The 18,825-nt window shown below is 63.4% G+C and carries 15 protein-coding genes; all 15 read left to right on the top strand.

Annotation, left to right across the window (positions count from 1 at the left end; genetic code table 11):
- Positions 1-41: 41 nt before the first annotated feature.
- The 15 genes from flhD (at position 42) to flhF (ending at position 18,817) form a co-directional block, all read left to right on the top strand.
- Positions 42-371: a flagellar transcriptional regulator FlhD gene (flhD, locus tag CSAL_RS10295; protein WP_011507325.1), complete on the top strand. Its 330-nt coding sequence runs from the start codon at positions 42-44 to the stop codon at positions 369-371.
- A gap of 11 nt (positions 372-382) precedes the next feature.
- A complete protein-coding gene (gene flhC, locus CSAL_RS10290; RefSeq protein WP_011507324.1) occupies positions 383-994 on the top strand; it encodes a flagellar transcriptional regulator FlhC in 612 nt (203 codons plus the stop codon).
- A 141-nt stretch (positions 995-1,135) separates the two neighbouring features.
- On the top strand, positions 1,136-2,017 hold the full coding sequence (gene motA / locus CSAL_RS10285; RefSeq protein ID WP_011507323.1) for a flagellar motor stator protein MotA: 882 nt from the start codon (positions 1,136-1,138) through the stop codon (positions 2,015-2,017).
- A gap of 2 nt (positions 2,018-2,019) precedes the next feature.
- Positions 2,020-3,012 carry a flagellar motor protein MotB gene (gene motB / locus CSAL_RS10280; RefSeq protein WP_011507322.1) on the top strand — a complete coding sequence of 331 codons (993 nt, stop codon included), beginning with the start codon at positions 2,020-2,022 and terminating at the stop codon, positions 3,010-3,012.
- Positions 3,013-3,182: 170 nt separating this feature from the next.
- Complete coding sequence (gene cheA / locus CSAL_RS10275; protein WP_011507321.1) at positions 3,183-5,330, top strand: chemotaxis protein CheA; 2,148 nt, start codon at positions 3,183-3,185, stop codon at positions 5,328-5,330.
- Positions 5,327-5,821: a chemotaxis protein CheW gene (gene cheW, locus CSAL_RS10270; RefSeq protein ID WP_011507320.1), complete on the top strand. Its 495-nt coding sequence runs from the start codon at positions 5,327-5,329 to the stop codon at positions 5,819-5,821. The genes cheA and cheW overlap by 4 nt, the downstream gene beginning before the upstream one ends.
- 71 nt (positions 5,822-5,892) lie before the next feature.
- Entirely contained in the window at positions 5,893-8,139 is a 2,247-nt protein-coding gene (locus CSAL_RS17785) for a methyl-accepting chemotaxis protein (RefSeq protein ID WP_011507319.1), read from the top strand.
- Positions 8,136-9,008 (top strand): CheR family methyltransferase, encoded by an 873-nt coding sequence (locus CSAL_RS10260; protein WP_011507318.1) that lies wholly within the window; start codon positions 8,136-8,138, stop codon positions 9,006-9,008. Before CSAL_RS17785 ends, CSAL_RS10260 begins: the two co-directional genes overlap by 4 nt.
- Positions 9,009-9,137: 129 nt before the next feature.
- Positions 9,138-10,202: a protein-glutamate methylesterase/protein-glutamine glutaminase gene (locus CSAL_RS10255; protein WP_011507317.1), complete on the top strand. Its 1,065-nt coding sequence runs from the start codon at positions 9,138-9,140 to the stop codon at positions 10,200-10,202.
- Positions 10,203-10,291: 89 nt separating this feature from the next.
- Positions 10,292-11,995, top strand: coding sequence for a methyl-accepting chemotaxis protein (locus tag CSAL_RS10250; protein WP_011507316.1), 1,704 nt, complete (start codon positions 10,292-10,294; stop codon positions 11,993-11,995).
- Positions 11,996-12,082: 87 nt separating this feature from the next.
- Positions 12,083-12,472: a chemotaxis response regulator CheY gene (gene cheY, locus CSAL_RS10245; protein ID WP_011507315.1), complete on the top strand. Its 390-nt coding sequence runs from the start codon at positions 12,083-12,085 to the stop codon at positions 12,470-12,472.
- A gap of 22 nt (positions 12,473-12,494) precedes the next feature.
- Positions 12,495-13,184 (top strand): protein phosphatase CheZ, encoded by a 690-nt coding sequence (gene cheZ / locus CSAL_RS10240; protein ID WP_011507314.1) that lies wholly within the window; start codon positions 12,495-12,497, stop codon positions 13,182-13,184.
- Between the two features lie 199 nt (positions 13,185-13,383).
- On the top strand, positions 13,384-14,547 hold the full coding sequence (gene flhB / locus CSAL_RS10235) for a flagellar biosynthesis protein FlhB (protein ID WP_011507313.1): 1,164 nt from the start codon (positions 13,384-13,386) through the stop codon (positions 14,545-14,547).
- Positions 14,544-16,631, top strand: coding sequence for a flagellar biosynthesis protein FlhA (gene flhA, locus CSAL_RS10230; protein ID WP_011507312.1), 2,088 nt, complete (start codon positions 14,544-14,546; stop codon positions 16,629-16,631). The genes flhB and flhA overlap by 4 nt, the downstream gene beginning before the upstream one ends.
- Entirely contained in the window at positions 16,628-18,817 is a 2,190-nt protein-coding gene (gene flhF, locus CSAL_RS10225; RefSeq protein ID WP_011507311.1) for a flagellar biosynthesis GTPase FlhF, read from the top strand. Before flhA ends, flhF begins: the two co-directional genes overlap by 4 nt.
- Positions 18,818-18,825: the final 8 nt, after the last annotated feature.

Below are 18,825 nucleotides of genomic sequence, written 5' to 3'. Positions count from 1 at the left end.
AGTCTCCTTCACCAAAATAACGTCGTACGCAGGGAAACTTTATGGAAACCGATAGCCTTCTGGATGATATCCAAGATATCAACCTGTCCTACCTGCTGCTCGCGCAGCGCATGATCAGCGAAGATCGCACCACCGCGCTTTTTCGCCTCAAGATCGACGACGAGATGGCGGACCTCATCGCGTCCTTGTCGATCAAACAGCTCACGCAACTCTCACGCACGAATCAACTGCTGTGCCGGCTCTGTTATGACGAGCCCGAGCAACTTCGCAAGCTGACGCACAATCAGCGCGAGCAGGGGTTGGGGCAGACGCATGCTGCCCTGTTGATGGCGAGCGCACGTAGCGAGTGCCCGTCCGTCTCTTCGAACTGAGGGGTAGCGTCGTGAGTGAGAAAAGCCTGGTCGGCGAGATGCTGCAAGTGCAGCTCGCCATCGAATTGATTGACCTCGGGGCACGCTTGCAGGTGCTCGAAACCGAGACCGACCTGAGTCGCGGCCGTTTGATCAAGCTCTACAAGGAAGTGCGTGGCATGTCGCCCCCCAAGGGCATGCTGCCGTTTTCGACCGACTGGTTCATTACCTGGCTGCCGAACATTCATTCGTCTTTGTTTTACAACATCTACTGGAGTCTTCTCGAAGATTGCGGTTGCGAACGGATGTCGGCCTTCGTCAAGGCCTTTCGCCTGTACCTCGAGCAGGTGAGTCTCGACGAGAGCGAACCGGTACTGGGGCTGACCCGAGCCTGGACGCTGATCCGCTTCTTCGAGAGCGGCATGATGCAGCTCTCCGCGTGCACCAGTTGCGGTGGGCATTTCGTGGCGCACGCACACAGCCCGGACCAGGACTTCGTGTGTGGAATCTGCCAGCCTCCCTCGCGTGCCGGAAAGACGCGAAAAAAGCGTCAGGAAGAGCGCGCCGCGACCCCACGAAACCCCGTTCCTCTCAGTGAGCGGGACAGCATGACCGGGCGCCGGCTGGTCGCCAGAGGCATGTAAGGCCGCCATTTTCGAGCGATACCCCGAGAGGGCGACCGGGAGCGACGCAAGGCTTTTACGTTTTTTCATTCAAGCCGCGTCGCTTCCTGCCGATAGGGATATCAACGGGCCAGTCATGCATGTCGCTAGGAGCGTTCTGCTGTGTTGATTCTACTCGGCTATTTGGTTGTTATCGCATCGATCGGGGGCGGCTATACCCTGGTCGGCGGCCACTTCGGCGCACTCTTTCAACCATCCGAAATTCTCATGATCGTCGGGGCTGCCGTCGGTGCTTTCATCGCGGCCAACAATGGCAAGTCGATCAAGGCGACCCTGCGCACGTTCTCGAAGCTCAAGCGCACGACGAAATACAACAAGACGATGTACATGGAACTGATGGCGCTGCAGTACCGCCTGCTGACCAAGGCACGGCGGGACGGCATGCTGGCCATCGAGCGTGATATCGACGCCCCCGAGGACAGTGCCATCTTCTCGGACTATCCGAAGATAGCCAACGACCCCCTGATCATGGCCTTCATCACCGACTACCTGCGTCTGATGGTGAGCGGCAACATGGATCCCTTCGAGATCGATACGCTCATGGAGCATGAGATCGATACCTTCCAGCATGAGGCGGAAATCCCGGCGCACGCCCTGCATAGCGTCGGCGACGGCTTGCCGGCGTTCGGCATCGTCGCGGCCGTCATGGGCGTGGTGCATGCTCTGGGAGCCGCCGACCAGGGGGCGGCCGCGATGGGGCAGATGATCGCGCAGGCACTCGTGGGGACCTTCCTGGGCATCTTGCTGGCATACGGCTTCGTGCTTCCCGTGTCGCAACGTCTGCAGTTGCAGGTCACCGAGGCGATCAAGATGCTGCAGTGCGTCCGCGTGACGCTCATGGCCAGCCTCAACGGCATGGCGCCGCAGCTGGCGGTGGAGTTCGGGCGCAAGGCATTGTTCACGGCTGAGCGTCCCTCGTTCACCGAGCTCGAGGAGCATGTGCGCTCCGAGGGTAGTTCCACGCGCGGCACCGGGACGGGATAAGCATGAGCGAGCGTCGTCCGATCGTCGTCAAGCGCAAGAAGGTGGTCAGCAAGGGGCACCACGGAGGGAATTGGAAGATTGCCTACGCCGATTTCATGACGGCATTGATGGCACTGTTTCTCGTGCTCTGGATCCTGTCGATGGTGCCCAAGAACGAGCTCGACAATATCGCCGAGTATTTTCGCACGCCCCTGGCGGTGGCGCTGACCGGGGGAGACAAGTCTACCGCCAGTACCAGTGCGATCCCCGGCGGGGGCGCGGATCCCACCTTCTCGGAAGGCGAACGACGGCGCCTGGACATTCGCCAGCAGTCCCGGCCGAGCGACGAGATTCGTCGCCTGCGGGCGTTGCGCGAGCGGCTCGAGCGCGAAGTCAGAGAGGATCCCAATCTTCGTCAGATGAGTTCCCAGCTGCGCACCGACTTCATTCCCGAAGGGTTGCGGATTCAGCTCGTGGATACCGACAAGCGGCCCATGTTCGAGCTGGGGAGCGCGCGTCTTGCCCCCTACATGCGCGATCTGCTGCAGGCGCTCGCGCCGGAGCTCAATGACGTTCCCAACGCCATCAGCCTGACCGGACATACCGACGACCTGCGCTATGCCGGCGGGGAAAAGGGCTACAGCAACTGGGAGTTGTCCGCCGACCGAGCCAATGCCTCGCGTCGGGCCCTGGTGGCCGCAGGGCTCGATTCCAGCAAATTGCTGCGCGTTTCGGGGATGGGGGCGCGTGTCAATCTCGAAGGCACGCAGCCGAGCGATGCCGTCAACCGTCGCATCAGCATCGTCGTGCTGTCCGAGCGTGCCGCCGAGCAGATACGCGATCAAGGTGCGCCGGGGGCGTCGACCCCGGAGGGCGTCATAGACAGTGCGGCAAGCACGCAAGACGCGACGCTATCACCCACGCAGGGTGCCAACTCGCTGATGCACAACGCGCTTCCCCAAGTCTACGAGCGCACCGCCGGTGGCGGTGAAGGGCAAGATCAGTCATCGCCCTGAGGGCGCTTGACAGGGCGGCGAGCGAGACGAGGCGCAAGACGAAGGGGGCGCGGCATGCGAGACATGACATGGGGGGTAGGCGAGCGTTCGAGTACCACACAACGCAGCGACTCGCTCGCACGGGCATTTATGCAGTGTTTCCCTAACGATCACGATCACGTGGAAAGAGCATGGATATAACCGAATTCTACGAGACCTTTTTCGAAGAGGCCGAAGAGCTTTTGGGCGACATGGAACGCCATCTGCTCGAACTGGATGTCGATGAGCCGGACCCGGAACAGCTCAACGCCATTTTCCGTGCCGCGCATTCGATCAAGGGGGGTGCGGGGACGTTCGGGTTCAGCGTGCTCCAGGAAACCACGCACATGCTCGAAAACTTGCTGGATAACGCCAGGCAAGGCGAGCTCAAGTTGCGCACGGATATCGTCGACCTCTTTCTGGAAACCAAGGACATGCTTCACGACCAGCTTGATGCCTATCGCAATGGCGCCGAACCGGACCCGGAGGCCTACGCTCGTATCTGCCAGACGCTGAAACAGCTGGCGCTGGAAGAACTCGGGCATAGCGTGGGCAGCGACAGCGAAGCGGATGCCGCTCCCGCCGCCGGTGACGCTGGCGACGAGACGTCGTCAGCGCAGCAGGACGCCGCCGCCACTCCCGACACCGAGCAGCCTGTGGATGAGGCGGCGGAAGACAGTGGCTGGCTGAAAGTGGCGCTGTTGAACGTATCCGACAAGGATCGTGAGCTGCTCGTCGAAGAGCTGGGCAACCTGGGCACCATCAACGAACAGCATGGCGATGCCTCGCGTTACGAAGTGGTACTGGAAAGTGCCACCAGCCGTGACGATATCGAAGCCGTCATGTGCTTCATCGTCGAGCCGGAGCAGTTGAGCATCACCGCGATACCCGCCCCCGGCAGTGCCGAAACGTCCGCGGCGCCCGCCGCCGACATGCCGGAGCCCCCGGCGGAAGACACCGCGTCTCAGCCCCGGGAAGACAAGCCGGCCGAAAAACAGCCGGCCGAGAGTGCGCCGGCGACACCCGGCAAGGTCGAGCCGGCGAACAAGAAGCCGGCCAAGAAAAAGGCCGGCGCCGAGTCGGCGACGATCCGTGTGCCCGTCGAGAAAGTCGATCAGATCATCAACCTCGTCGGCGAGCTGATCATCACCCAGTCGATGCTCGAGCAGACCGCCAGCGAGCTGGACGCGGTCGCGCATGGGCCCTTGGTCAACGGCATGAACCTGCTGCAGCGCAATGCCCGCGACCTGCAGGAGTCGGTGATGTCGATCCGCATGGTTCCCATGGACTATGTGTTCAGCCGCTTTCCTCGTCTCGTGCGGGATCTCACCGGCAAGCTGGGCAAGGATATCGAGCTGGTCACCGAAGGGCAGTCCACCGAGCTCGACAAGAGCCTGACCGAGCGCATCATCGACCCGCTGACTCACCTGGTGCGCAACAGTCTCGATCACGGTATCGAAATGCCCGATGCCCGCGAAGCGGTAGGCAAGCCGCGCACCGGCAAGCTGACCCTGTCCGCGCAGCACCAGGGCGGCAACATCCTCATCGAGGTGAAGGATGATGGGGGCGGCCTCAACCGCGACAAGATCCTGGCCAAGGCGGCGCATAACGGTCTGGCCGTGTCCGACAGCATGAGCGACGACGAGGTCTGGCAGCTCATCTTCGCGCCGGGCTTCTCGACCGCCGACCAGGTGAGCGACGTCTCCGGCCGCGGGGTGGGCATGGATGTCGTCAAGCGCAATATTCAGGCCATGGGCGGCCACGTCGAGATCCAGTCCTGGCCCGGCGAGGGCACCACGACCCGCGTGGTGCTGCCGCTGACCCTGGCCATTCTCGACGGCATGTCGATCAAGAGCGGGCAGGAAGTCTTCATTCTGCCGCTGTCGGCGGTACTCGAATCCCTGCAGCCGAGTCATGACGACATCTATTCGATGGCCGGCGACGACAAGCTGCTCAAGGTGCGTGACGAATATCTGCCCCTGATCGCCTTGCACGACATCCTGCACATCCAGGGAGCCGAGCGGGACCCGACCCGCTGCATCGCGGTCATTCTGCAAGCCGAGGGGCGCCGTTATGCCTTGCTCGTCGACGACCTGGTCGGCCAGCAGCAGGTGGTGGTCAAGAATCTCGAAACCAATTATCGCAAGGTGCCGGGGATTTCCGCGGCGACGATCCTCGGGGACGGCAGCGTGGCGTTGATCCTCGACGTCGCCGATGTCAACCGCTTGCATCGTCAGCGCTCCAGCGCTCCCAAGCACGCTGAAAACACCGTATCACGCCAGGAGGACGTAGTTTCATGAGTGACATGACCCAGGCTGCCGAGGCGGCCATCGACACCCAAAGTCAGGAATACCTGGTCTTCTCGCTGGGCAGTGAAGAGTATGCCGTCGATATTCTGAAAGTGCAGGAGATTCGCGGTTACGAAAACGTGACGCGCATCGCCAATGCGCCTGACTTCATCAAGGGCGTTACCAACCTGCGTGGCGTGATCGTTCCCATCGTTGATCTGCGCATCAAGTTCAATCTCGACAAGGTCGAGTACGAAGGGCAGACCGTGGTGATCGTGGTCAACGTCTCCGACCGCATCGTGGGGATCGTCGTCGACGGTGTCTCCGATGTCATGACGCTGTCGTCGGATCAGATCAAGCCCGCCCCCGAGTTCGGGGTGACGCTTTCCGCCGATTTCCTCAGTGGATTGGGCAGCCTCGAGGATCGCATGCTCGTCATCGTGGACATCGAGAAGCTGCTGACCAGCGAAGAGATGGCACTGGTCGAGCAGCAAACCAAATAACGACACCAGCGGCCGCGTCGAGAGATGTCGCGGCATAAATCAATAAAAACAGAACACCAGGGAACCGTACCATGCGCAACAACCAGCCCGTTACCCAGCGCGAGCACGAGCTCGCGGATGAAGATTACCTGCTGTCCCGTACGGACGTGAAAGGGGTCATCACCTACGCGAATCCGGCCTTCGTCGCGATCAGTGGCTTCACCTACGACGAGCTCGTGGGGTCGCCGCACAACATCGTGCGTCACCCGGACATGCCGCCGACGGCATTCGACAATATGTGGGCGACGCTCAAGAAAGGGGAAATCTGGACCGGGCTGGTCAAGAACCGCTGCAAGAACGGTGATTTCTACTGGGTGCATGCGACCGTGACGCCGATCTTCGAGGGCGGCGAGGTGGTCGGCTATACCTCGGTGCGTGTCAAACCCTCCGCCCGGGCCCGTGCCGAGGCAGAGCGTACCTATGCCGCCTTGTCCGCGGGCAAGCGCCGCGGGGTCAAGCTCGAGCGCGGGGCGATTCAGCATACCGGTTTGCTGGCGCGCCTGAAGCGCCTCAGGGTCAATACCTTCAAGGGCCGCCTGGTGAGCATGGTGGTGGTTGCGGTGCTGATGCTGGCCGTCAGCAGTGCACTCTCGATGGTGAGCCTGCAGGGTGCGGGTGCCAAGCTGCAGGACTTGTCCCAGCAAGGGCTGGAAGACGTGGCACGTCTGCAGCAAATCGACCAGTTGATGTCGAGCGGTCGCGAACTGGTCGACAAGCCGGTGAGCAACCCGATGTCGGGTGACATGGAGGCGGTGACGGCCGAGGCCGAGGCACTGATGGCCCGGCTCGGCAAGACCTGGGATGCCTATTATCAGGGCCGCCCCGACAACCATACCGAAGCCGCCGAGGCCTTCGATGCCGCCGTCCAGCGCTACCTGAACGATGGCATGCAGGTCGTGCTCGACACGCTCAACGCGGGCGATTTCTACGAAGCCTATGTCGCCTACAACGATGTGCTGCAGGGCGAGCGCGGCGAGACCAGCGAGCTTCTCAACAGCCTGGTCGACGAAAAGCGCAGCGCCGCGTTGGACATGGCCAACGAGGCCGCCGAGACCCAGCAGACCATGCTCATGTGGCAGGCCGGTGTCTTGATCGCGGGGGTGGTCGTGCTGGTGCTGCTGGGCATCTTCACGGTGCGCTCGACGTTGCGGCCGGTTCGTGAAGCGCTCGACTTCTCCCTGCAGATCGCAGCCGGCAACCTGGGGGCCACCCTCAAGGGCGGCAAGCAGGACGAGATCGGGCGCTTGACGCGTGCGCTGGATACCATGCGCCGCAGCCTGGGCAACATCGTCAAGGAAGTGAACGAAAACGTGGGAGTGGTGACGCCGGCGACGCGCAATATCGCCGAGGGCAACGAAGATCTTTCCTCGCGTACCGAGCAGCAGGCGGCGTCACTGGCGCAGACCGCGTCGAGCATGGAGGAGATGACCGCCACGGTGAAGCAGAATGCCGATAACGCGCGCCAGGCCAGCCAGCTTTCCAGCACTGCCAGCGACACGGTGCGCCAGAGCGGCGAGGTGATGGGGCAGGTGGTCAGCACCATGGGGCGCATCCGCGACAGTTCGCACCAGGTGGCCGATATCGTCGGCATGATCGACTCGATCGCCTTTCAGACCAATATCCTGGCCTTGAACGCGTCCGTGGAAGCCGCTCGGGCCGGCGAGCAGGGCCGCGGGTTCGCCGTCGTTGCCGGTGAGGTGCGCAACCTGGCGAGTCGCAGTGCGCAGGCGTCCAAGGAAATCCGTGAGCTGATCGACAATTCGACCAAGGAAGTCGAAGGCGGCACGGAGCTGGTGCGCCAGGCCGAGAGCAGCATCGAGGAAGTCGTCAACTCGGTTGCTCGCGTCAACGACATCATGAACGAGATCACGGCGGCATCCGACGAGCAGAGCAGTGGCATCGAGCAGATCAACCAGGCCATCACCCAGATGGACGATGTGACTCAGCAGAATGCCCGCCGTGTACAAGAGACGGCTTCTGTCGCGGCGAACCTGGAACAAAGCGTCACCGAGCTGTCGCGGTCGGTGGCCGTCTTCCGTCTCTCGGGGAGTGGCTTCGAAACCGTGCGCCGCAACAAGGCCTCGGGCGCCTTGCCGTCCTCGCAAACGTCGTCCTCGCAAGCGTCGTCATCGCCTGGGCGCAGTCAGGGCAAGGGGGCGTCCGCACCGCAGCGCCGGGAAGCGCAGGCGGTGACGAAGCACGCGTCCGATGAGGGCCATAACCAGCGAGCCTTGCATGACAAGCGCTCGGCACATGAAGAGGAGTGGGAATCCTTTTGAGCGATTTTCGTCAGTTTCCTGCGCCGCAGGAGGAACATCCTGGCCTGTTCGGAACCGCCGACCGTGACCTCGAATTCACGGAGGCGGATTTCGACAAGATCCGTACGCTCATTTATCAGCGCGCCGGCATCGTGCTGGCGTCGCACAAGCGTGAAATGGCCTACAGCCGCTTGGCCAAGCGGCTGAGGCTGCACGGGATGCGCCGTTTCGCTGATTATCTGGACCGGCTGGATCGGCGGCCCGACTCCTCCGAGTGGGAGGCGTTCACCAACGCCCTGACGACGAACCTGACCTCTTTTTTCCGAGAAGCGCACCATTTCCCGCTGCTTGCGGAACATGTCAAGCAGGTGAGCGGCCCCGTGCGGATCTGGTGTGCGGCGGCCTCGACGGGCGAGGAGCCCTACTCGATCGCCATCACGCTCAGCGAGGCCCTGGGGAGTCGTGCGCAACAGGCTGAAGTCTTGGCCACGGACATCGATACCGATGCCTTGAACAAGGCGCGCCAGGGCATTTACTCAGTAGATCAGTTGGAAAAAGTCTCCGAGGAATATCGTCGGCGGTTCTTCCTGCGTGGCAGTGGCGCTCGCGCCGGCATGGCGAAAGTGCGGCCGGAGCTGGCGGCCATGGTCGACTTTCAGCCGCTCAACCTGACGGCGTCGGGATGGGCGGCCAAGGGACCCTTCGATGCCATTTTCTGCCGTAACATCATGATCTACTTCGACAAGGAAACCCAGGCACGCATCCTCGAGCGTTTCGCGCCCTTGTTGAAGCCCAATGGCCTCCTGTTCACCGGCCATTCGGAGAATTTCTCCTACCTGACCCAGAGTTTCAGGCTGCGAGGGCAGACCGTGTACGAATTATCGCGCTGACCCTTCAGCGTACATGGTACTGGCCGATAGTAGATCTATATGAGTGTGTCGTGCTCGACATCGTGGCGACAGGCGCGGCGCGCGTGGCCCCGCGTCACATGTGTGCATGAAGATTAAGGAGTAGTGGCGTTGACCTCGAACAAGATCAAGGTGCTGTGTGTCGATGATTCGGCGCTGATTCGCGATTTGATGAGCAAGATCATCGACAGCCAGCCGGACATGGAGGTCGTCGCCACGGCGCCGGATCCCCTGGTGGCGCGTGACTTGATCAAGCGCACCAATCCTGACGTCTTGACGCTGGACGTGGAAATGCCGCGCATGGACGGGCTCGACTTTCTCGAGCGGTTGATGCGCTTGCGACCCATGCCGGTATTGATGGTGTCGTCGCTGACCCAGAAGGGGTCGGAGATCACCTTGCGTGCGCTGGAGCTGGGGGCGGTCGATTTCGTCGCCAAGCCGGAAATGGGCATCCGCGAGGGCATGCTCGAGTACACGGAAATGATCGCCGACATGATTCGGGCGGCGGCGCGCTCGCGCCCGCGTGCCGTGGCCAAGCAGCCTCCGGCGAAGGACAAGGCTCCGCTCAAGGCGCCGCTGCTGTCGAGCGAGAAGGTGATCATCATCGGCGCCTCCACGGGGGGCACCGAAGCCATTCGTCATGTCCTCGAGCCCTTGCCGGCGAACAGCCCGGCGGTGCTGATCACACAGCACATGCCGGGGGGGTTCACGAAATCCTTTGCCGAGCGTCTCGACAAGCTTTGCCGGATCTCGGTCAAGGAGGCGGTCGACGGCGAGCGCGTGCTCCCCGGTCACGCCTATATCGCGCCGGGTGACTGGCACATGAAGCTGGCCCGTTCGGGCGCCAACTACGTGATACGCCTGGACGATGCGCCGCCCGTGAATCGCCATCGCCCTTCGGTGGACGTATTGTTCCACTCCGCGGCACAGAGTGCGGGGCGCAACGCCATCGGCGTGATTCTCACCGGTATGGGCCGGGATGGCGCGGCGGGCTTGCTGGAGATGCGTCAGGCCGGGAGCTACACCCTGGCCCAGGACGAAGAGAGCTGCGTGGTGTTCGGCATGCCGCGCGAGGCGATCGTCGCGGGGGCGGCAATCGATACCATTGCGCTCTCAGAGATCCCCGCTGCGCTGATGAAACGCGCCGAAGCCTCCGGGCGCGCGCAGCGGGTATGACCGCGATCTAGACAATAAACCGGGGCCACCCTTATTCATCACCGACTCAATCATTGCAACCGACGCCAGGGAACTCTTCAGGAGACGACATGGGAAAAATGCTGAACGACCTTTCGGTCAGGGCCAGCTTGACGATCGCATTGACCGTCATGGTCGTCATGTGCGCGATCATCAGCGCCATGGGATTCTATTCGAACCAGAAAAGCGCCGAGGCGATGGAGACCATCGGCACCATCGGGTTCGAGCAGACCAACACCATCAACCGCGCCACCGTGAACCTGATACGTGCGCGCGGTCTGCTGGCCAGCTACCGAAATGCGGTGGAAGCCGGGGATACCGAGCGAGCGCAAGACTTGCAGACAGCGGTTGCCAACGCCGTGGGCCAGGCAAGCGATCGTATCGATCAGTTCGCTCAGGTGACCAAGACGGATGCCGGACAAGAATACGCGGCACGCATCGACGAGGCTTTTGTCGCCTTGCGCGACGAAATCGAACGTGAAATGAACGCCGGCGAGGATGCCGTGCGTACCGAGGACGATCAGCGCATCAACCCGCTGATGGACGACCTCGACGATAGCGTGCGCGATTTCATCAAGTATGCCGAGGGGCGTGTCGGCGACGCCATCGTGGCGGATGCCGGCAACAGCCAGCTGATGGAAATCCTGTCCATCGTGCTGCTGGTTCTCGCCATCATCGTGGCGATTCTGGTGCGTCTGGTGCTCGTCAAGTCCGTGGTCAAGCCGCTGGATGAAGCGGTCGAGCATTGCGAACACATCGCCAAGGGCGACCTCTCGCACCATGTCGACGAACGTGGCAAGAACGAAATCGGCCGCCTGTTCAACGCCATGCGCGACATGCAGCAAGGCCTGGTGGGGACGGTCACCTCCGTGCGCGAGGCCAGCGGCTCGATTCATGGCGGGGCCCGCGAGATTGCCTCCGGGAACGCCGATTTGTCCTCGCGCACCGAGCAGCAGGCCGCCTCGCTCGAGGAAACCGCGTCGAGTATGGAAGAGCTGACCTCCACCGTGCGCCAGAACGCCGACAATGCGCGTCAGGCGAGTTCCCTGGCCAATGATGCCTCGACCACGGCCGGACGCGGCGGCGATGTCATGCAGGAGGTCTCCACGACCATGCAGGGCATCACCGAAAGCTCCAAGCAGATCTCCGATATCATCGGCATGATCGATTCGATCGCCTTCCAGACCAACATTCTGGCGCTCAACGCCTCGGTCGAGGCGGCGCGTGCCGGTGAACAGGGCCGCGGGTTCGCCGTGGTCGCCAGCGAGGTGCGCAACCTGGCCAGCCGCAGTGCCGAAGCCGCCAAGGAAATCAAGGGGCTGATCCACACCTCGACCACACAGATCGAGCAGGGCTCCGAGCTGGTCGGCAATGCCGAAACCACCATGCGCGACGTGGTGCAGGCCGTGAAGCGCGTCAGCGACATCATGGATGAAATTTCCGCGGCGTCGCAGGAGCAGAGCGACGGCATCGAGCAGGTGAGCCAGGCCGTGACCCAGATGGACCAGGTGACCCAGCAGAATGCCTCCCTGGTTCAGGAAGCCTCCAGCGCCTCCGCGTCGCTCGAGGAACAGGCGCAGCGCCTGGAAGACGTGGTGTCCACGTTCCGTCTGCCGGGCGGCAGCACGCGTCAGTTGTCGCGTGCCAATACGTCGCCCGGCAAGTCCGCCGGATCGTCCGCGACGCCATCGACCTCTGCGCAGGGTGCCTCTCAGCGTGTGCCGGCCAAGCGCGCGCCGGTCACCCAAGAAGAGGACGAGTGGGAAGAATTCTAAGCATGCCGCACGCCGGGTGGCGCCATGGGGCGTCACCCGGGCGGGGTTGTCAGTCAATGGGTCAGCTTTTAGTGAATCGGAGGATATATGGCGGACAAGAACATGAGCATTCTGGTCGTGGACGATTTCCCGACCATGCGGCGTATCGTGCGCAGCCTGCTCAAGGAACTGGGCTTCAACAATGTGGATGAAGCCGAGGACGGGCAGGAAGCGCTGAACAAACTGCGTGCCGGCGGCTTCGAATTCGTGGTGTCGGACTGGAACATGCCCAACCTCGATGGTCTCTCGATGCTCAAGGAGATTCGTCAGGACGATGCGTTGTCCGACCTGCCGGTACTGATGGTCACGGCGGAAGCCAAGAAAGAGAACATCATCGCTGCCGCACAGGCCGGGGCGAACGGTTATGTCGTGAAGCCATTCACTGCCGCGACGCTGGAAGAGAAGCTGGACAAGATTTTCGAGAAATTGGGCAAGTAAGTTCGCACGAGGGAGGCAGGCCATGAGCGGTGAAACGGAGCCGGAGAACAGCACGGATGGCACCCCCGCAGACGATCTGATCCATAAGATCGGCAAGATGACGCGCATGCTGCATGAAAGCATGCGCGAGCTGGGGCTGGACAAAGAGATCGAAAAAGCGGCCGAAGCGATTCCCGACGCACGGGATCGCCTCAGTTACGTCGCCGCCATGACCGAGCAGGCCGCTGAGCGGTCGTTGAACGCCATCGATCAGGCGCAACCGTTGCAGGAGCGCATGGAGACGGGGGCCGAGCAGCTCGACCGACGCTGGGAAGAGTGGTTCGCCGCGCCCGTCGAGCTGGACGATGCCAAGGAACTGGTCAGGGATACGCGTGCCTTTCTGCACGACGTGCCCACCCAGACCAAGGCGACCAACGCGCAGCTGCTCGAAATCATGATGGCCCAGGATTTTCAGGACCTGACCGGCCAGGTCATCAAGAAGATGATGGACGTCATCCGCGAGATCGAGCAGCAGCTGGTTCAGGTGCTGATCGATACCGCACCGGACAGCCATAACAAGGAAGAGCTGCAACAGCTCGCCGACGAGCGCTCGCGCAAGACCAAGAAAGGCGATGACGAGCTCCTCAACGGGCCTCAGGTCAAGCCCGAGGGTACCGATGTCGTCAACAGTCAGGACCAGGTCGACGATCTGCTCGACAGCCTGGGATTCTGACCTCCTCCCGACGCTGCCGGGGTTCGCCGGCAGCGTTTGGCGTCGCGTGCCTTGAATAACAGGGCATAGTGGGCGCTATTCCGATGATCGTCTTCTCCTCGTTGCCTCGAAAATAGCTCGCATTCGATGAACAGGCCGTTCGGCGACTGGGCTTTCGTCCAGGCGTGGGACGCCCGACGCTGCGACGTCAGAGAGGGTCATGGCCGAGGATAGCGACGAGGAAAAAACAGAAGACCCGACACCTCGACGACTCGACAAGGCGAAGGAAGATGGCGAAGTCGCGCGCTCGCGCGAATTGACCACTTTCATGCTGCTTGCCGTGGGGGTCGGGTCTTTGTGGTCGCTGGGGGGGCATCTCTATGACCGCATGGGCGTGGTCATGGAGCAATCGTTCCTGTTCTCGCGTGCCGAGGCGTTCGATACCGCCGTCTTGATGGCGCACGTCTGGACCCTGGGACAAAATACGCTGCTGGCCTTGCTGCCCTTGTTCCTCATCGTCACGGTGGTGGCGCTGACGGCGCCGGTCATGCTCGGCGGCTGGTTGATTTCCGGCAAGGCGCTGCAGCCCCAGATCTCCAAGCTGAACCCGCTCAAGGGCTTCAAGCGGATGTTCTCGTCGCAGGTGCTGGCCGAGCTGGGCAAGGCCGTGGCCAAGTCGGTGCTGGTCGGCGGCGTGGCCGTCGCGTTCCTGTGGTTGAATCGCGGCGATCTGCTGGGCCTGATGAGCCTGCCGCTCAGCGAAGCCCTGGCGCGGGGCATGGATCTCGCCGCCTTGTGCCTGTCCCTATGCGTGGCGATGCTCATCGTCGTGGTGCTCATCGACGTGCCGTTCCAGCTGTGGAGTTTCACCAAGAAGCTGCGCATGACGAAGGACGAGATCAAGAAAGAGCACAAGGAAACCGAGGGCGACCCCCAGGTCAAGGCGCGCATGCGTGCCCAGCAGCAGTCCATGGCGAGGCGCCGCATGATGGCCAAGGTGCCGGAAGCGGATGTCATCGTGACCAACCCCACGCATTATGCCGTGGCGCTGAGCTACGAGGGGAGTTACATGGAAGCCCCGCGCGTCGTGGCCAAGGGGTCGGATCTGGTCGCCACGCGCATTCGAGAACTCGGCGAGGCCCATGGCGTGCCACTGCTCGAAGCCCCGCCCTTGGCGCGTGCTCTGCATCAGCACGTGGACATCGACCAGGAAGTGCCGGCGACGCTGTATACCGCCGTGGCGGAAGTGCTCGCCTGGGCCTATCGCCTGAAACGCGTGCGCGAGGAGGGAGGTGACTGGCCTGATACGCCACACGACCTGCCCGTGCCGAATGAGTTGGACCCTTCCCAGCATAACGTTGCCGGAGCCAAGGACACGCCATGAATGCGTTAAGTCAGCTATGGGGGCGTCGTGAGTGGTTGAACGACACCCGTTTGAAGGTCCTGGCCGGACCCGTGTTGATCATCATGATCCTGGCCATGATGATCCTGCCACTGCCGGCATTCGTGCTGGACCTCTTGTTCACCTTCAACATCACGCTGGCGGTGATGGTGTTGCTGGTCAGCATGTTCACCCAGAAGCCTCTCGATTTCGCGGCCTTCCCGGCGGTCCTGCTGTTTTCGACCCTGCTGCGCCTGTCGCTCAACGTGGCCTCCACGCGCGTGGTGCTGATGGAGGGCCACGAGGGCGGCGACGCGGCCGGCAAGGTGATCGAGGCCTTCGGCGCCTTCCTGATCGGCGGTAACTTCGCCGTCGGGCTGGTGGTCTTCATGATCCTGGTGGTCATCAATTTCATGGTCATCACCAAGGGGGCGGGGCGCATCGCCGAGGTTGGCGCGCGCTTCACCCTGGATGCCATGCCCGGCAAGCAGATGGCCATCGATGCCGACCTCAATGCCGGCCTGATCGGCGAGGAAGATGCCCGGGCGCGGCGCCAGGAAATCTCCCAGGAAGCGGATTTCTACGGTTCCATGGACGGGGCCAGCAAGTTCGTGCGCGGCGACGCCATCGCCGGCATCATCATCATGCTCATCAACCTGATCGGTGGTCTGGCGATCGGCATGGCCCAGCACAGCCTGAGCTTCTCCGAGGCGGGGCATACCTACACCTTGCTGACCATCGGCGATGGTCTGGTGGCACAGATCCCGGCGCTGGTGATCTCCACCGCGGCGGGTGTCACCGTGTCGCGCGTCAATACCGACCAGGATGTCGGCCAGCAGTTGATCAGCCAGCTGTTCAACAATCCGCAGGTCTTGATGCTGGCCGCCGGTGTCATGGGCCTGCTGGGCCTGGTGCCGGGCATGCCCAACCTGGTGTTTTTGCTGTTCACCGTGCTGCTGGGGAGCCTGGCCTGGTGGATGTGGCGCCGCAATCAGCGCGAGGCCGCCCCCTCGACGGCAACGCCGCAGACACCGCCGCCGCAGCCCGAGGTACCTGAGGCCAGTTGGGATGACGTGCAACTGGTCGACACCCTGGGACTCGAGGTCGGCCATCGGCTGATCCCGCTCGTCGACCATCGTCAGCAGGGCGAGCTGCTGGGGCGCATCAAGAGCGTGCGCAAGAAATTCGCCCAGGATGTCGGCTTTCTGCCGCCGGTGGTGCATATCCGCGACAACCTGGAACTGGGTGCCTCGACGTACGTCATCACGCTCAAGGGCGTCGAAGTGGGGCGCGCCGATGCGCATCCGGGGCAATGGCTGGCCATCGACCCGGGTCAGGTGTCCGGCAAGGTGGAAGGCACGGTCACTCAGGACCCGGCCTTCGGTCTGCCTGCGGTATGGATCGACTCGGCGCAGCGTGAACGCGCGCAGGTCTACGGCTACACCGTGGTGGATGCGAGCACCGTGGTGGCCACGCACCTCAATCACTTGCTGCATCGTCATGCCAACGACATGCTGGGCCGCCAGGAGGTTCAGCAACTGCTCGACAAGATCGCCGCCGAGAACAAGTCCCTGGTCGAGGATGTGGTGCCCAAGCTGCTGTCGTTGACCGCGATGCAGCGCATCCTTCAGAACCTGCTGGCCGAGGAAGTCTCGATCCGCGACATGCGCACGATTCTCGACACCCTGGCCGAGCATGCGCCCCAGCAGTCCGATCCGCACGAACTCACGGCCATGGTGCGTGTCGCGCTGGGACGCTCGATCACCCAGCAGTGGTTCCCCGGCGACCAGGAGATGCACGTCATCGGCCTGGATGCCAACCTCGAGCAGGTCCTGACCCAGGCGTTGAGCAACGGCGGTGGCCTGGAGCCCGGGCTGGCCGACACGCTCATGGAGCAGGCGGTATCCGCCGTCGAGCGCCAGGAGGCGCGCGGCGACCCGGCCGTGCTGGTGGTGCAGCACGGCCTGCGGGCCTTGCTGGCGCGCTTCCTGCGCCGGCGCATCACCCACCTGGTGGTGATGTCGAACGCCGAAATTCCCGATGATCGTACCTTGCGTGTCACCACCACGATCGGAGCCCGTTCATGAGCGTGATGCGGTTCCTGGGCGTCAACAGTCGCGAGGCCATGCGTCAGGTGCGCGATGCGCTGGGCGACGACGCCCTGATTCTGTCCAACCGGCGTGTCGATGACGGGGTCGAGGTAGTGGCCGTGGCTGAAGACGCGCAGGCCTCCCTGGTCGAGCATGCCGAGTCGCGCCCCGCCGAAACGTCTTCCGCCGACGCCGCGTCGCCGGTGGGGCAAGAACGCCTGTACGCCGAAATGCAGGCCATGCGCGAGCTGCTGATGTCGCACATTGCCGAGACGCCGCGTGCCCGCAACGCGCGTCCCGGGGTACAAGGCGTGTTGCGCCAGCGGCTGATCACCGCCGGTTTCAGTGCGCGCCTGGTACGTGAAATGCTCGATGACCTGCCGGAGGAGTTCTCCCAGGCGACGCCCGACGACCCTGGCCTGCTCGCCTGGAGCCGTCGCCAGCTGGAAAGCCGCCTGGATGTCCTGGATGACGAGGCATCGATGCTCGAGCAGGGCGGCGTCTTCGCGTTGGTGGGGCCCACCGGCGTGGGCAAGACCACGACCACCGCCAAGTTCGCGGCGCGCTATGTCATGCGCTTCGGGGGGGACGATGTCGCTCTCGTCACCACCGACGACTACCGTATCGGCGCGCACGAACAATTGCGTATCTACGCACGCCTGCTGGGCGTCGATGTGCACGCGGTGCATCACGAGGACGATCTGGAAGGCTTGCTGACGCGCCTCGAGGGCAAGCGCATGGTGATCGTCGACACCGTCGGCATGAGTCAGCGCGATCAGCGCGTCGCCGGGCAGATCGCGCGACTCGGCGGCGCCGCGCGCCCGGTACGTCGTTTGCTGCTGCTCAATGCCGCCAGCCACGGCGATACGCTCGAAGAGGTCGTCGAGACCTATCAGCGGGCCTCGCGGGATGCCGGGGCGCCGCTCTATGGCTGCCTGCTGACCAAGGTGGACGAGGCACCTCGTCTGGGGGCGGTGCTCGATGTGGTCATGCGTCACCGGCTGCGTCTTTACTACGTGTCTCATGGGCAGCGGGTCCCCGAGGACATTCGTCTGGCCGAAGCCCCCGACCTGCTGGAAGAAGCACTGGCCGTGGAGCAGGGGTCGCCGTTCACCTACGATGAAAACGTGCTGACCGACATGCTGCGACCCTCCGCGTCCGGTCAGGGCGTGCAGGCGCTGTCTCGCGACCTGCTGGCGCAGCGACAGCAACTGGCAAGGGTCATGGCAACGCTGCAGGCGGCCGTTCCCGGGATGACACTGCTGATCGATGCCTGGCGACAGCGCGAGGCGCCGCGGGCCGCGCAACAGGCCTGGCTCGAACGCCACCTGGCGCCGCCGCCGATGATCGCGGCGATTCGCGAGGCCGAGGCCACGGGCCTGGTCTGGTCCGGCGGTCAGCCTCGCGGCATGGACTGGGTGCCGCCCATGCTGCCGCTGGATGCCAATGGCGATGTCTTGCCGCTGGCCTGGCCGCTGCATCGCTGGCCGCCGTCCGACGCCCAGCGCTTGACCCTGGCGCGTCGTCATCTGGGCAGTCACTGGGTGGTGTTCGCCCGGGTCCCGGAGAGCGATGTCCGGCAGCAATTGCACGATTCCGAGAGCCCCTGGCTGGCGCGGGTGCGCGTGCAGCAGCGCGTCTGGCATGCCGGCGAGCGACTGGCGGTCGGCGAGCTCGCCTCTCTCGCCGAGCCCTGCGGCCAGCATGTCTGTCGCCTGCGTGGACGTCCGCGACGCGTCACGCTCGCCCGCTTGCCGGTGGCCTTGTCCGAGCACGAGGCGCCGACCCTCAGCCTGTGGGTCGCCACGGCACATGACCCCGAGAACGGGCGGCAACGCGGCGTCTATCACTGGCTGGGGCAGGTCGGCGATGCGCTGGATATCGACATGCGCGCTTTCATCTACCGACAGACCGAGCAGGACGACCTGCCGCGCTTGATGCGGTCGGCCTGGCAGCAGCTGGGTGGCGTGTCGCCGCTCGATTGCGAGCTGCGCGTCTACCTGGCCGCACAACTGGCGGCACTGGCGTTGCGTCTGGATCTGAGCGATGCGGGCTGGGCGCTGGACACGCGTCCGGTGGTGCGGCGCCTGGCCGGGGAACGCAAGCGCATGAGCCCCGACACCTTGCTGGCGGGGTCGATCCATCTGCTGACGGCGCACGTGGCGCTGTCCCCGGATGAGTGAGGACGGCG

The organism is Chromohalobacter israelensis DSM 3043, from assembly GCF_000055785.1.
GTDB classification, from domain to species: domain Bacteria; phylum Pseudomonadota; class Gammaproteobacteria; order Pseudomonadales; family Halomonadaceae; genus Chromohalobacter; species Chromohalobacter israelensis.
This window is presented reverse-complemented; position numbering and strand designations above follow the sequence as displayed.